The 14858-nt window shown below is 57.4% G+C and carries 11 protein-coding genes and 6 pseudogenes; 7 read left to right on the forward strand and 10 right to left on the reverse strand.

The window, feature by feature from the left end; genetic code table 11:
- Positions 1 to 253 precede the first annotated feature (253 nt).
- Positions 254 to 2086: an asparagine synthase (glutamine-hydrolyzing) gene (gene asnB, locus SLT36_RS25650; RefSeq protein WP_432288482.1), complete on the forward strand. Its 1833-nt coding sequence runs from the start codon at positions 254 to 256 to the stop codon at positions 2084 to 2086.
- Between the two features lie 595 nt (positions 2087 to 2681).
- Here the strand turns inward: asnB and SLT36_RS25655 are convergent.
- Positions 2682 to 2879 carry a hypothetical protein gene (locus SLT36_RS25655; RefSeq protein WP_432284897.1) on the reverse strand — a complete coding sequence of 66 codons (198 nt, stop codon included), beginning with the start codon at positions 2877 to 2879 and terminating at the stop codon, positions 2682 to 2684.
- Positions 2876 to 3022: a hypothetical protein gene (locus tag SLT36_RS25660; RefSeq protein ID WP_432284898.1), complete on the reverse strand. Its 147-nt coding sequence runs from the start codon at positions 3020 to 3022 to the stop codon at positions 2876 to 2878. Before SLT36_RS25660 ends, SLT36_RS25655 begins: the two co-directional genes overlap by 4 nt.
- Before the next feature lie 41 nt (positions 3023 to 3063).
- On the opposite strand from SLT36_RS25660, the pseudogene SLT36_RS25665 reads away from it, so the two are divergent.
- Positions 3064 to 3323 (forward strand): annotated as a pseudogene (locus SLT36_RS25665) (IS21 family transposase); the annotation flags it as partial.
- A 143-nt stretch (positions 3324 to 3466) separates the two neighbouring features.
- Here the strand turns inward: SLT36_RS25665 and SLT36_RS25670 are convergent.
- The 4 genes and pseudogenes from SLT36_RS25670 to ectB form a co-directional block, all read right to left on the reverse strand.
- Positions 3467 to 3673 (reverse strand): annotated as a pseudogene (locus SLT36_RS25670) (IS5/IS1182 family transposase); the annotation flags it as partial.
- 79 nt (positions 3674 to 3752) lie between these two features.
- Entirely contained in the window at positions 3753 to 4226 is a 474-nt protein-coding gene (locus SLT36_RS25675) for a GNAT family N-acetyltransferase (protein ID WP_432284899.1), read from the reverse strand.
- Positions 4227 to 4455: 229 nt separating this feature from the next.
- Positions 4456 to 5298: a hypothetical protein gene (locus SLT36_RS25680; protein WP_432284900.1), complete on the reverse strand. Its 843-nt coding sequence runs from the start codon at positions 5296 to 5298 to the stop codon at positions 4456 to 4458.
- Complete coding sequence (gene ectB / locus SLT36_RS25685; RefSeq protein ID WP_432284901.1) at positions 5288 to 6547, reverse strand: diaminobutyrate--2-oxoglutarate transaminase; 1260 nt, start codon at positions 6545 to 6547, stop codon at positions 5288 to 5290. Before ectB ends, SLT36_RS25680 begins: the two co-directional genes overlap by 11 nt.
- A 752-nt stretch (positions 6548 to 7299) precedes the next feature.
- Between ectB and SLT36_RS25690 the strand changes: the two are divergent.
- From SLT36_RS25690 to SLT36_RS25700, 3 genes and pseudogenes are all read left to right on the forward strand, one after another.
- Positions 7300 to 7454, forward strand: a pseudogene (locus SLT36_RS25690) (iron-sulfur cluster biosynthesis family protein); the annotation flags it as partial.
- Between the two features lie 27 nt (positions 7455 to 7481).
- Positions 7482 to 8030, forward strand: a complete 549-nt coding sequence (locus SLT36_RS25695; protein ID WP_432284902.1) for an iron-sulfur cluster assembly scaffold protein — start codon at positions 7482 to 7484, stop codon at positions 8028 to 8030.
- 254 nt (positions 8031 to 8284) lie between these two features.
- Positions 8285 to 8407 (forward strand): annotated as a pseudogene (locus SLT36_RS25700) (6-carboxytetrahydropterin synthase); the annotation flags it as partial.
- A gap of 146 nt (positions 8408 to 8553) precedes the next feature.
- Here the strand turns inward: SLT36_RS25700 and SLT36_RS25705 are convergent.
- Positions 8554 to 9306, reverse strand: a complete 753-nt coding sequence (locus tag SLT36_RS25705; protein ID WP_432284903.1) for an SDR family NAD(P)-dependent oxidoreductase — start codon at positions 9304 to 9306, stop codon at positions 8554 to 8556.
- Positions 9307 to 10110: 804 nt separating this feature from the next.
- On the opposite strand from SLT36_RS25705, the pseudogene SLT36_RS25710 reads away from it, so the two are divergent.
- Positions 10111 to 10281: pseudogene (locus SLT36_RS25710) on the forward strand (aminopeptidase P family protein); the annotation flags it as partial.
- Between the two features lie 106 nt (positions 10282 to 10387).
- Positions 10388 to 11198, forward strand: a pseudogene (locus SLT36_RS25715) (IS110 family transposase); the annotation flags it as partial.
- A gap of 42 nt (positions 11199 to 11240) precedes the next feature.
- Here SLT36_RS25715 and SLT36_RS25720 read toward each other — a convergent pair.
- The 3 genes from SLT36_RS25720 to SLT36_RS25730 form a co-directional block, all read right to left on the reverse strand.
- Entirely contained in the window at positions 11241 to 12449 is a 1209-nt protein-coding gene (locus SLT36_RS25720) for an ATP-grasp domain-containing protein (RefSeq protein ID WP_432284904.1), read from the reverse strand.
- Positions 12450 to 12942: 493 nt separating this feature from the next.
- Positions 12943 to 13704 carry an SDR family NAD(P)-dependent oxidoreductase gene (locus SLT36_RS25725; RefSeq protein WP_432284905.1) on the reverse strand — a complete coding sequence of 254 codons (762 nt, stop codon included), beginning with the start codon at positions 13702 to 13704 and terminating at the stop codon, positions 12943 to 12945.
- A 131-nt stretch (positions 13705 to 13835) separates the two neighbouring features.
- On the reverse strand, positions 13836 to 14843 hold the full coding sequence (locus SLT36_RS25730) for an alpha-ketoacid dehydrogenase subunit beta (protein WP_432284906.1): 1008 nt from the start codon (positions 14841 to 14843) through the stop codon (positions 13836 to 13838).
- Positions 14844 to 14858: the final 15 nt, after the last annotated feature.

A 14858-nucleotide genomic window follows, 5' to 3' on the forward strand; every position in this document is an offset into this window, starting at 1 on the left:
CGATTCGGGAAAGGTGCCTAGACGCAATCGCTTACCCTCGAGGCGCACTCTTCTGCACGAACAAGATATCCTCCTGACCCGCAAGCGTTTCGACTTCGGCGCCGTCCGCTCCCCGACAACGTCGGACACCCAACTTAGATGAGCCAAATCTATCCCTTTGCCTCGAAACGGTTTCTCATTTGGCATGGCGCATGCGTGCTCATCGGCAAACCACCTCATGGATTCGACATTTACCCAGGCAAGGAGTCAAAATATGTGCGGCATCTGTGGATGGATTGATTTCGATCGTGACCTAGGAAGTCCTGACGCGCGAAGGGAGCTTGCCGATATGACGGCCACCATGGCCTGTCGTGGTCCGGACGACGAGGGGACTTGGATCGACGGGCCTGCGGCACTGGGACACCGCCGCCTGGCTATCATCGATTTCCAGGGCGGCCGTCAGCCGATAACGCACCAGGAGGAGGGCCGACCGGCTTTGGTGCTCGTCTACACCGGCGAGACTTACAACCACCGCGAGCTGCGTCAACGGCTTGCCTCCCAGGGCCATCGGTTCGACACGAGCAGTGACACCGAGGTGGTGCTGCGCGCCCACCGCGAGTGGGGCCAGCGTGACCCCCGCAGAGCCGTGAGCGAACTCAACGGGATGTTTGCCTATGCACTGTGGGACTCCGGCAAGCGCGAACTGCTTCTCATACGCGACCGGCTGGGCATCAAGCCGCTTTACTACTATCCCACCCAGCATGGAGTGTTGTTCGGCTCCGAGCCAAAGGCGATCCTCGCCAATAGTCTCGCCGAGCGGGCCATGGACGCCGACGGGCTTCGGCGAACACTATCTCTCGTCGCCGACCCGCATAACACCGTGTTCCGTGGTATGCGTGAGGTGCGGCCCGGCCACATCGTCCGGGTGACCCGCGAAGGCATCAAGGAGATGAGCTACTGGCAGCTCGCCGACAGCGGACACACCGACGACGTGCCTACCACGGTTCGGCGCGTCCGAGAGTTGCTCGAGGACACGATCCAGCGGCAGCTCATCGCCGACGTGCCGCTGTGCACACTCTTATCGGGCGGGCTTGATTCCTCGGCTATGACCGCCCTGGCTGCGCGCTTCAGCGACGAACGGATCCGATCCTTCGCCCTCGACTTCGTCGGCTACACTGACAACTTCATTGCTGGCCCGGCGCGCCCCACACCCGACGGGCCATACGTGCAGGATGTCGCGAAGTTCGTCGGTACCGACCACACGGACATTACGTTGTCGGCGGACGAACTCATGGACTCGAACGTGCGGGCGGCCACCCTCCACGCCCGCGACCTGCCGTTGACCTACGGGAACGAAGATAGCTCCGTTTACCTGCTGTTCCGGGCCATCCGGCAACACTCGTCGGTGGCCCTGTCTGGGGAGGGTGCCGACGAGCTTTTCGGCGGCTACCGGTTTTTCCACGATCCCTCGTACGTTCAGGCCGACACGTTTCCCTGGATCGATGACAGCGACGATATCGTACGGCGGTGCTTAGACCCTGGCCTTGTCGAGAAACTCGACCTCCCCGGCTACCTCGACGAGCAGTACCGCAGGGCACTTGCGGAAGTGCCGGCCCTGACCGGGCCGGCCTCGGCCGATCCGCACGAGCGTCGCATGCGCGAGATCTCCTACCTCTTCCTGACGCGGTACCTACCGATGGAGCTCGACCACAAGGACCGGATGAGCATGGCGTTGGGTCTTGAGGTAAGGGTCCCTTACTGCGATCACCGTCTGGTTGAGTACGTGTTCGGCACCCAATGGGCCCAGAAGGCCTTCGACGGGCGCGAGAAGAGTCTGCTGCGGGCCGCCACGATGGACCTGCTCCCGCAGTCGGTGGTCCAGCGTGTGAAGAGCGCGTATCCGATTATCCAGGATGCCACCTATGACAGAATGCTGCGCACGCGGTTCACCGCGCTGCTGAATGACCGTAATGCGGCAGTGGCCCCGCTGTTGTCTCTCGACCAGTCCCGAGCATTGCTCGATGCGACCGACAACTTCAGGCGGGTTGAGGAAATCCTGACCCTGCAGGATTTCCTGACGGATTACAACGTGAGTCTCACGATTTGAGACTACAGAAGACGCAAAATGATAGCAAAGGGGCGTTGGTGCACAGATCGTTATTGGTGTGGGTTCAGGCAAGCGGCAACGGCAGTAGCGGAGCTGATGTCTTTCAAAACGCAGCCGCGGGCCAAACACAAGGCCCAGTATCAAGGTGATCTGACGTCGAGGCCTTGGTTGCGCTCACCTATCGCTCGGCGGTGGACGACCCGATGCACGTGGAGCCGCCAATCGAGCTGATCGCGCATTGATGGTATCCCAACCTAGGGGAACATTATGGTGAGGCAACGGAAAGATCGTTCGGGAGCATTCCAGGGTGAGGCAATACGGAGTCTCACCTTGTTTGTCGCCGGGCGCCGATCGGTTGATCCTGAAGTGCCGGAGTCAAACCTAACAATCTCTCCGACTGCGTGGAGTATTTGTATCCCCAATTCCGCATCCGCGCGACGCGCTCAGCCATGACTTCTTCCCGCACGCTGCCGAAGGCTGTGGTCGACGCAATTGAGCAAAAGCCTTTTCCGGATTGCGCGACGCCAGAGCGCGCCAGACCGGCATGGACTGCTTGATATTGCACGCATCGCGCAGGACAGTGATGGGATGGCGGTCAATCGACGTCGCTGCCCAGCATTCGGCCGATGCCCGCCGCCACACGATCAGCACGTCCTATCGAGTTTGCCGTGGCGCTCGACGACATCCTGGAAGCCTGACGGTAGCAGATTTGGCTTTTGATGCTGCGTTGATCAAAGCTCGCGAGGTAGCGGTCAATGGTCGTGCGATCGCGATCGGGCCAACCAGTGGTCATGCCAGCACCTCCGCGCCCGGCACATCGAGCGCGATGGCCCTAGGATCCTCGATGGCAAGCTTGAGGTAGGGGACCGTCGATGAGGTTAAGCGATGCCCCAAGAGGTCGCCGATGACCTTCTGCGGAACTGACGCGCGCAGCATCTCGACTGCACGCGCATGACGGAAGATGTGTGGTCCACATTGAGGCGGCCCGCGTGGCGGACCCCAATCGGAAGGGGAGCGTCGAGAATGCGATCCAACATACTCAGGGGACCGCGCTGGCCGGACGGCGCTTCGAGACGCTGGAAGCCTAGAACGAGTTCTTGAGGCACTGGGGGCTTCCAAGCGCATCCACGGCAGCACTCGCCGTCAGGTCGAGGCCATGTTCCAGGAGGAGAAGCCGCACCTGCGGCCGCTGCTTGTCGCACCCTTCCGCATCTTCACTGAAGTCGTTCGGACCGTCTTGCTCTGATCCCTGAAAACTGGATCGTTCGAAAGTGGAGTTTTCCGCGGTAACATCCCTTGGCTGGGAGGAGCGCAAGACGATGAAGGCATCGAAGTTTCCGGACGCGCAGCAGGCGTTTATTCTGAAGCAGGGAGCGGACGGAATCCCCATCGCAGGGACTTCAGCATCGTCGCAGGGCTGTAACCCGGCCGCCCCGTCGCCGCTGCAAAGCCCAAATCGCTCAAGTCCAGTTCGTCGATGAAGACATCGACGACGCGGACCGGGCTGTCTTCGGCGACATTATCATCGAGGCATTCCGCCAAGAAAAGCTGTTCCCGGCGGTCCTTTCCCTCAATGAAACCCGCTATTCCGAATCCTCGCTCGACCCGCAGTAGACTAGCATGAGCGGGAGTTTTCACACAGCCTCGGTGGAAAGCCGACTTTAGATTATTGGGAACACATGAAAACGTTCATGCCACTCACGCCGTCCTCAATAGCTTCCCACCCCAAGCGCCGATAGAAACTAGACTTTTCGGGAGTTGCGCAGAGATAGACCGGGGAATGCCCGAGTTTGAAAGCCGCGTCTCCCGCCGCGCGGACAAGCGCCGAACCGACACCGCTTCCCCTGTGCTCCGGGTCCACCCAAACCAACGCAACCCAAGGCGAATATTGCGGGCGTTCGTCCATATCGTGAGCGATGACCGAAGCCGTTCCAAGGAACACTTTGCTACGATGCGCCACAAGCGCAAATGGGATTCTATTCGAGGTAAGATCTTCCTCTACGCGACCTTCGATGTAACTGAGCGGTACGTCTTGGCCGATCCACCACGCCTGCCAAATGCGGTGCGCCACGGTCGCTTTGAACCGGGGCTGGTGCCGTAGGTCAGAGATTATGTATTCGCTGTTGGCCAACTGTGACACCCTCTGAGGTCATAGACTTTGTAAAATTGTTCCCCGTTGTCCGCAAAGGGTCGGAACAGGTAATCCGCATCGGGTACCAAGCGTCAGATTTCTACCACTAGATAGTTGCCGATTCGGTCTAACCGGCAGCCAACGTAACAGCGGTATCGGAGCAAAACGGCCGAGGCTCTAATCGCCACTGGATGAAATCTCAGTGGCAGGTCACGGTCAGTCGCTGCGACATCCACCTTCATGTCCACCAGAGAACGAGATCCGGCCGCGCAAATCCAAAAAAGCTGTTTAGCACCAGACGACGCTTTCCATTGCCTGACTGACCGGTGACCCCGTGAACGAAACCGCCATCGATTAGTGCAATATCCCCAGCCTTGAGCTGGAACTCGCGAGAAGGGACCGGCTCGAGATAAGCTGCCGAATACGGATAACCCGTGGTCTCGACACCTTGCGACTTTCGATCCGCGACTGTCGGCTTGTGACTCCAGAGCCTCAAATTTCCACCTTCCTCAGGCATGCTGGGATAAAAGTTGAGTGCTGCGACGGTGTTATGCGCCACCGTAGAAAGCTCGTAATCGTTCCCAGCACGTAACACTTGAGCGACATCGTCGTGGGGGTCCAAGGAAAATTTGCCACTGCCGGTCCAACTGAGAGCCCGACAAACGTTAGCCTGACCGTGTTCTGAGCGCGCCAGCCGCAATTCAATGCCTTGTTTGTGAAGCTCTCGCTTCAACGCGTCGAATAGGGCCCGGACCGGGTCAACTAAATTGCCAAAAAGGGCGTCAACGTGCGGCCGCGCATTTTCCGCCTCCTTGAAATAGGTGGCTGCATCCTTCCTGTAGTGGGATGCACCGACATATTGCCCGGGCACGCCATCTTTGCGCTCGTTGAGACCGGAACTGCCAAAAAACTTCGTGGTGATGTCCTCGGCTACTTCGGCGCTGAAAGCTTGGCTGATGTGAAGAGCCGTGATCTCACCTTTCAGGACTGAGATGATCTCCGCAGTGCTGATCGAGCCGGTTCGTTCTTTGATCGTAAGAGGCGAGATGGCCGGCGTTTGAGCTACTTGGTTAGTCGCCATTGGTTTTCTCCTGTAGTGCCTGATCGAGGATGGCAATTCCGTGATCAAGTTCGTCGTCTGAGATTGTTATCGGCGGAAGGACTTTGATGACGTCGCGATTTGGCCCGGAGGATTCGATCAGCAGGCCGTTTTCGAACGCGACATCGTGCACACGGCCAACAACGGCCTGTGAACGGCACTTGAGGCCGGCCATCAGACCACGGCCGCGCTTTTGTTCGATGCACTTCGGGAATTTCGCAACGAGGCGATCAAGGTGTTCTTGCAGTTTGACGGCCGTCCCCTCGACGGCTTTAGTAAACTGCCTATCGGACCACATTTTGCACATGGCCGCGGAAGTCACAAAGGCGAGATTATTGCCTCTAAAGGTCCCGCTATGTTCTCCCGGTTTCCATACGTCCATGTCGGGGCGAATCAGAACGATGGACAACGGATTACCTGAACCGCTTAGCGATTTCGAAAGACACACGATGTCGGGCTCGATTTTCGCGAACTCAAATGAGAAGAAATCGCCCGTTCGTCCCGAACCTGCCTGAATGTCATCGACGATGAAAACAACGTCGTGCTTACGGCAAATGCGCTGAATTTCTGATAGCCAAGGTGCGGATGCGGTGTTCATGCCGCCTTCTGCCTGGATGGGCTCCAGGATGATTGCGGCCGGCTTTTCTACCCCGCTGCCTGGGTCGCCCAACACGTGATCAATGTAACTCGCGGAATCGAAAGTTTGGTTCGGATAGTTCTCGTAAGGGATACGGATCACATCATGGCGAGCAACGCCGCCAAGCTGTCTGGTTGACGCTGAACCCGACACCGCCAAGGAGCCGAGCGACATGCCATGGTACGAATTTGTGAAGGCCATGACACTCGAGCGACCGGTATATTTTCGCGCCAGCGCCAACGCCGCTTCGTTAGCGTTCGTCCCGGTCGGCCCAGGAAACTGTATCTTGTAAGAAAGGCCCCGAGGCTTCAGGATCGACTCGACAAACACCTCGATGAAATCACGCTTTGCAGCTGTATACATATCAAGCGACAAAACAATATTTTTATCGACGAGATATTGAATTGCCGGCGCCATAATATCTGGATTGTTATGACCGTAGTTGAGCGCGCCGGACCCTACAAGGAAATCAATATAGGGCTTGCCGGCCTCGTCCCAGATTGTCGCCCCCAGGGAATTCGTAAAGACTGTGGGAAACGATCGCCCATAGCGACGAACGTTAGATTCGTAAGCTGCGAAAATGTCGATATCCATTAAAGGGCCTCTCTCTATGCGGCTCGCGATCAACGCCAAATTCTATGTTCACGCATTCCAAACCATTGATTTTGACGATTAGCTTCGGCCAATCTCGGACTTAGAGCGAACGTATCATGGTCAGCGACGTGCATTCGCAAAGACTCTGTAAATTTGTTTGACAAATCCGTTGCAACGCTTTGGGTATCGATAGCGTGGCAGTCAGTACCCGGCTTTGCCAGCAACGCTATCGGGGGGCGTTGTTGGCAAGGGCGACTGACACAACCGCACCGCTTTTTCCTGCGCGACTGCAAGCACGGGACTTTGGTATTTCTCTACGTCCGCCGTGACGGGAATCCTTGCCGACGAGTAGCTGTGGCAGATAGCGATTTCTCTCCTTCGATGTGACGGCGAGACTGGTGCCCGCAAGTCTGGTTTTAGAACGCGGGCGAGCCAGACCGCGAATTGGCGACAGAACTGGAACTGGCCGCGGCCTCCAATCGCGGCCGTGGCCCCGTGGCGGTGATTGCCCTGTTCCCTGGGCGGCGCGTTGGTCCGCCTCCCGGTTTCATGGCATATACAAGCCTCGGCCGGCGCACGCGAGGTGGCAGCCGCACTACAGGCCAAGGGCCGAATACCTGAGTGGTGTTCGGCACCCACGAGCCGACACAGAATCGACGGCGCCTGCTTGGAGAAGGCGCGATTGATGCGGCTATCGACCGCCCGGTGTTCGCCATCGCACGGTCGAAGCCGCGGCTTCTGGAGCGCATACCGTCATCGAGACGGACGGGATCAAGGTGTTCGTCGACGTAAACTCCCAGCTCATGTCGCCGGCATGACCGTTGACTTCGTCACGGACCTGGAGTCCTCGGGCTTTGTCTTCGACAATGCGCGGGACAAATGCGCCTGCGGCAAGTCCTTCGGCTAGCCGCCATCACGACAAGGATCGGCGCCTATGCGGGACGACACCGACAACGTCTACCTCTTCAGCGACAAGCTCTATTTCATCAACCCGCACAATGTCGGCGCTTTGGACACCCCCAATGCGGCCGACGAGGTCGGCGCCGTCGCCTGCGGCGATGGGCTTAAATTGACGATGAGTTTTGACCGTAAGACGCAGACGATCACCGCCGCAACGTTCCAGGCCTTCGGTCGCGGCTCGGCTATAACCACTTCCTCGACGTTTACCGAATTCATCGTCGGCATGACCATCGACGAAGCTCTTCAGATCACGGATCAGGACATAGCCGATTTTTTCGGCGCCCAGCCGCCGCACACGACATACTCATTGCTCGACCGCCTGATCCTGGAGCGCGGCTTGCGGCTGATGCGCGAGTTCTTTCGTGCTGTGAGGCAGGCTTCGAACACGCCTCGTCGTCAAGGCCGGTCGAGCAAGCCTGGCGCGGGTCGGGAACTGGGCAGCGTCTTGGCGTGCTCACCGGAGGGGCCCCCTGCTCCAGATCGAGGAAGAACTCCTGGAAGGGCTGGATCCCTTGGTGTTTGAAATGGCCGTGGAGACCAACGGAACCATCCCTACACCCGCCGGCATCGACTGGCTGTACGTCAGTCCGAAATGCAATGCAAGCCTCGCGGTCATGGCACGGGACGAGCTAATCTAAAAGCTCGTATATCCTCAGATTGGCGCGGCAGCCGATGGATGGGCCCGAGCGCGAGGCGAATACGACCGCCGCAGTGGCCTATTGTCTTGCCAACCCACGTTGGCGCTTGAGCCTTCAAACGCACAAACTTCTCGGGATCATGAAAATTCCGCAAGCTTTCACCTTCGAGGCAGCGCACTGTCTTCCGGGCGTGCCAGAAACCCACCGCTGTCACCGCATGCGTGGCCACTCATACCGTGTGGAACTGCGCCTGGAAGACCCGTCGGTCCATGAGCTTCAGCAAATATGATCCAATCCCGCCTGAAAAATTGAGACATTATGCCGTGGTGTCACGAACCTTTCGCTAGATGCCTCTAAGGGACGACGTGCACTTCCAACGCAATCCGGACTGGTAAATCTGCGCAGGTTCTACTGTGGTAGACTGAGCTTCGCCATTCGGCCTCCATCGATCGTCCACACTTGGCCCGTGACAAAAGAAGATTCGGGCGAAGCCAGCCAGACTACGAGGTTCGCGACTTCCTCCGGCTTCCCCGTTCGCCCAATTGGATGAATATTGCCGATCTGCTGGCGAAAGCGCTTGGGATCCGGCATGCTCTCGATGAAACCCACATTCAGGTCAGTGTCGATCCACCCGGGCGCAACCGCGTTGCAACGCACCCCTTCGGCACCGTGGTCGATCGCCACCGCCCGGGTGAGCCCGTGAATAGCCGCCTTGGAGGCGCAATAGGCCGCGTGTTTCGGGTTGGATCCCAGCCCCTCGACCGATCCGACATTCACGATCGTACCGCCAGCGGGCCGCAGGTGGGGCATCGCCGACTTTATGAGCATGAATGGGGTGGTCAGATTTACGGCGATTGTCCTCTCCCAATCTGCCAGGCTCATATCTTCGACGAGCGCCTCCTGCATTACTCCGGCGTTGTTCACCAGGACATCGAGCCGTCCCGCCCGTTCGACGACCGCTTCGATCACATGAGCCGCCCTGGCCGGAGCTGTGAAATCCACGGCAATGGCCTCGAACTCGGGGGCCTCACCACGTTGCGCCGTGAACACGCGGGCACCCTCGTGCCTAAGACGTCGCGCAGTCGCAAGACCGATGCCGCTCCGCCCCCCCGTCACGAGCGCAACCTTCCCTGCAAACCTTTTATCCAACTTTCTTTCCACCCTTAACTTCGACGAGCGACCTGCATAAATAGCGGGACATCGCATAAAGCACGATGATCTCGTCGGTGTCACCGACTCTGCGATCTGCCGAGCGGGCCACGTTGCCAAGCTCCACCGCCGTATGTGCAGGATCGACGGGGAGGCGCCGAAGGCGCTCCCGCGGGCCTGCAGAGATTACCGCAAGAGCCGGATGCCATCCTGATGTCCGAGACCTGTTCCTTCGTTCACCCGCCCGCTGCAGCAGCCCGGACAACCGGCATCTGCAGCGGCGGATGCGAAAGTATTAACATCGATAATTACGTCATGCTGCAGCCGAAAACTGCCCGTAAGCAAAAAGTGGCTCCGATAAAGGTCAGACTTGCTAAGGCCAGACTTGCTTGTCTCACGCTGATGGTAAGCGCTAGCAACTGCCCTGAGAATGGGCAAAAGGTTTCGCTAGGGTTAAAACCAATTTATGCCTCGCGCGATCGTAAACAAGCTGAGATCAGACCTGCGACACCGCCTTGTTCGGAACCAGCTGGGCGGTTTGGTGGGAATCGGCACAAGGGTTGTCCTTGTCCGGATGCGGCAGAACTGGTAAGCTTCTCTTGCCTTGGTGCCCAAGTCTCCTGGCCTAATGCGCGTAACGCGTCGGGGGGTATTGAGGATCCACTGCTCTATGCGGCATTGCAGAATGTTTCGACCGCTCGGAGCGTTAGATCGAGCGCCTTTCCAGCGAACGTTTTCGTCGTCTCCAATGCGTTTCCAGCTGCATTTAAGGCTTAGCCGCGCCGATCATTGCCGTTGTCCAAAATGCCAGAACGCGGCAAAGCCGAAACGGAACTTGGTTCTTCATGCCGAAACATCGCACGTGGTGGCGAATGGATCGAAACGCGCATTTTAACTTCCGGCCCGCGCACGAACCCTTGGATGGAGGAGGCGAGCCCCCGTCGCGTTGTCTCAGGAGACCTCGTCGCCTTCGACACCGATATGGTAGTAAGACCGTATGCCCGCCTCTGCCGGTGAGGTGGCTCGCCCTACACTGCGCGTCCGAGGGTTGCTCGGGCGGTCCGATCCGATCCTCATCACAGGAGGACGAGCCGTGGCAGATTATAGGGAAGCATTTGTCGGAATTGATGTCGCGAAGCTGAGGAACGCCATCGCGATTGCGGATGCTGGCCGGGAGGGAGAGGTTCGCTTCTTCGGCGAGGTCGACGCATCGGATACGAGTATGCGCCGAGTTATCCAGCGGATCGCCACCAAGTTCGACCGGTGTATTTCTGTTACGAGGCCGGCCCGACCGACTATGGTCTCTATCGGCGGATCCGTTCGCTCGGCCATGAATGCATGGTGGTCGCCCCATCGCTGATCCCGAGGAAGCCTGGCGATCGGGTGAAGACGAACCGCCGGGACGCCCTTGCGTTGGCTCGACTGCTGCGCGCCGGCGAACTGACGGCAGTGTGGATCCCAGATGAAGGTCACGAAGCCATGCGGGATCTCGTCCGCGCCCGGACGGCCGCAGTCGAGACGCTTCGCGTCCACCGGCAGCATGTGAGCGCCTTCATGCTCAAGCACGGACGGATCTATCCTCGCAGGAAAGGCTGGTCGATGCGCTATCTGCGGCAACAACCGTTCGAACACCCGGCGCATCAGATCGCGCTTCAGGAAATGGTTGAAGCAGTCCGCGTCTCGAAAGAGCGAGTCGAGCGACTTGAGGGTGTGATCCAGGAGTTCGTCGACCTGGTCACTGGCGCCGATCGTGCGGGCCTTGCAGACCCTGAGGGGCGTAGACCCTGATCGTTGCCGTGACATTCGCCACCGAGGTTGGTGACGTGCAGCGGTTCGAGAGCCCGTGCCAGCTCATCTGTTATCTTGGCCTCGTTCCCGGCGAACGATCGACCGGCGAGACAGTCACAGCGTCGCTCCGCTGCGCCAGGACGCAACGGAAACCACACTTACGCAACCGACCACTCAATTAAGTCGACGGCCCGCTGAAGTATTGCCTCGGTCCGAGCTAAGTCAGGTGAGCTCGCGGTCACATATCCGATTAAGTCTCGGTGATCGCCTCTCCTTTTGATCGTGGTGTTTGGTTGAAGGTAAAGCTTCACTTTGGCAACGCCAGGTATAGCAGCCGCCCGGCTGACGCCTTCGATCCAATCGAGAACGCCATCGCGTTCAGGAACTAGGAATTGCGCGGCGGCAGAGTCTGAACGGCTTCCGCGCAAATCTCCCTCATCGCCAATCACGAGTTTAATGTGCTCTCTGATAAGATTGATGCCGCAAGCTAGCTCAACTAGTTCAACACCGGGCGAACCCGACATACGCGGATTTACTTCAATGACGACTGGCCCTTGTTCCGTCCATCTGAGTTCAACGTTGGTTGGGCCCCAGTGAAGGTCGAGAGCCTGCAAACATCTCAGTGAAACATCGGAGATGCGCTCATCCTGTTCATTGGTCAGCACGGCCGGGTAGGCGCATGTATTATATACGAAATGCGGTGAGGGACCGAACTCGAGAGAGGCGATCCCAATGACGTCATCTCCCATCATTTCCACCCAATAATGAGAGCCTTTCACGAATTCTTCCACTAATATTTTTGGGGAAGACTGCCGTGTGTTCCATCTACTCAATATATAAGCAGTATGCTGGATTAACTCATCGCGGCTCGCGCACAATCGGACTCCCTCGCTGCCGCCGGTGTCCGTGGCTGGTTTTACAATAACAGGAAAGCCGATTTCAGCAGCTGAGCTTACAACCTCGTACGCATTCGTTGCCAACCCGTAGGCAGGAATTGGAATGTCGGCCTGCGCAAGCAGCTGACGTTGAGTGAATTTGTCGCAGCATCGTTCAACCGAGTCGGCGTTCGGACCTGGCAGGTTGAAATGTCGGCAGAGCCTGCCGACTGTCGCATATGCAGCTTCCTCCGAGCTCGTAATACCAGCAATATCGTAGGCCGCAAATAGCCGAGCACACTCGCAGATCAATGCATCGAGATTGGATGTATCCACACAGATTACTTCATTGTCTTCCGCGGCATGGTAGTCGTGCCGACGTGGATCATCCGCCATCGTAATCGGGTTCAGGCCAAGATTTCTGGCCGCTTGGACATACAGAGGGCCATTTGTCCTTGTGCCCCCAATCAGGATAAGCGCTCTTCTTTTCATTGCTTGTCGACTCCGAATAGCCGTTTTTGTCGCTGATATCATCAACATACCAATATTCGTGGCTTGAGATTGCTAAACTATTGTGAAGTAATTAGATTTCTCTGTTACAGAAGTCCTAACCACCAGGAAGGGTCTTAATTGCTGCGTCGTTGATCTATATTCCTCGCCTATCGTCGCCTGGGGACGAAGGGTGGCGGCGATGACGGTGCAGTTCGTCACCACCGCGCCGTTCCTGGTGAACGGTGAACTTGCAGGAGAGGCAAGCGCCCGAATCCTCCTACACCGGTTCGACCAGAGATCCCAATGGCAGCGGCTGATGACCGATGTCTGCATCACGGGAGCCGGTCGGGGAGCGTCTGGGAGAAGGTATGATGACGAGCTTCTGCTCCTCGCAAACTGTTTGCGTGAACGGGCTCACACCTAGCCTATAGCAGCCCTCAAGAACGCGCCGCCGAACTGCTCTGGCCATCCAGAATTAACTAATATAAGGCTATCACCAACAAGTGTAGCCACCATCCGCCAACAGTACCGTTCCGGTGATATAGCTTGATGCGTCGCTCGCAAGAAATTGGACGGCAGATGCAATCTCATGAGGTTGGCCGAATCGACCCATCGGTGTCCGGTCAGACCATGCCCTGACCACTTCAATAGGATACTGGTTAGTCATCTCTGACTGTATGAATCCAGGCGCAACTGCGTTAACGCGAACTCCAGATCTTGCCCATTCGCAAGCAAGAGTCTTGGTTACCATAGTTACCCCTGCCTTGCTCGCGTTGTAAGCTGTGACCACGGATGCCTGTCGGGTGACAACATCTCCGCACATCGAACTGATATTTACAATAACGCCAGAACCGCGCTCCGCCATGAGGGACCCGAAGGTGCGACAGCAGTAGAACAGCCCGTCCAAATTGACCGAAAGGACAGCTCGCCAATCCTCGTCGGTGGTATATTTCGTCGGCGCCGCGCGAGACACGCCGGCATTGTTAATAAGGATATCAGGACAAACGGCGATGCCATCGGCGAGATCGCGTATCGATTGCGAGTCCCTAACATCCAGCTGGTAAACTTCCGGCTTGACTGGGAACTGACCTGCGGCCGCGGCCACGCGAACCCCATCTCTTCCAGTGAGAATTATATCGGCGCCCGCTTCTTGTAATGTTAGCGCGACTTGCAATCCGATGCCGCGTGCTCCGCCGGTTACCAAAGCAGTTTTCCCACGCAAGCTGAATCTGCTATCGATTACTGAATTACGCATGAATATCTCTATAACGTCCGGAATGTTGTCGGTTTACTATCAGATATCCTGCTTCCTATAGCTCGACTTTTATCACAGTCTACTGCCACTGTAACCGAAATTGCTGTGTTAGCTGTCAGATTGCTAGTAATTCATAGTAACCGTCGTATGGCGCTAATAATGCTATCCCTCGTTGGAAAAAAGTCCTTCTCGAGAGCCGGACTGAAGGGGACATGAATGTCTGGGGCACTCAGGCGCAAGATTGGCCGCTTCAATAAATCGAAGGACTCTTCCGCCATCACCGCCGCGATTTCACTTCCGACGTTGCAGATACGGTGTCCGTTCTCGACAATAATCAGGCGTCCGGTCTTCTCGATTGACTTCTTAATTGCCTCATAATCGAGCGGCTTCAAGGTACGCGGATCGATCACTTCGACCGAAATGCCTTCCTCGATGAGGCAGTTGGCAGCTTCCATGGTCGGCCTAATAGCACCGGCGACCGCAACGATGGAAACGTGCTTCCCTACGCGCTTCACGTCCGCTTTACCGATCGGGATTACATGGTCCGGATCCGTTGGTACGTCGCCTTTGAGAGGCCATAGGCGGGTGTCCTCGAAGACGAGTACAGGATCGCCGTCGCGAATGGCGGATTTCATGAGGCCTTTGATATCGGCAGCGCTGGTCGGGCTGATAATCTTGAGGCCCGGGACATTCATAAAAAGCGGATAAGGACGGTCGGCGTGCTGTGCCGCCTCGGAGCCCATCGAGAACATAGAGCAGCGAAAGACGATTGGGATGTCGATCTGGCCCCCAGTCATATACCGCAATTTTGATGCCTGGTTTACAATCTGGTCACAGGCGAGATAGATGAAACTGGCGGTTGAAAGGTCTACGATGGGTCGCAAACCATTGATGGCAGCCCCGATGCCAAGTCCCGTAAAGCTGCCTTCTGAAATTGGCATATTCCAAACCCGGTTCTTGCCGAAGCATTCGATAAGCTTGCCGCCGCCATGAACCGAGATGTCCTCTCCCATTAATACGACGCGCTCATCCCGATGCATTTCCTCTAGCTGCGCCTGCACGATCGCTTCAAAATAGGTCAACTGAATATCGCGACCCGGCGTCGCTACATCTCCCTGGGTATCGTCTTTCACTTCCATTAAATCCTCCAGCCC

The organism is Aminobacter sp. BA135, from assembly GCF_050859125.1.
In the GTDB taxonomy this organism is placed as follows: Bacteria; Pseudomonadota; Alphaproteobacteria; order Rhizobiales; family Rhizobiaceae; genus Aminobacter; species Aminobacter ciceronei.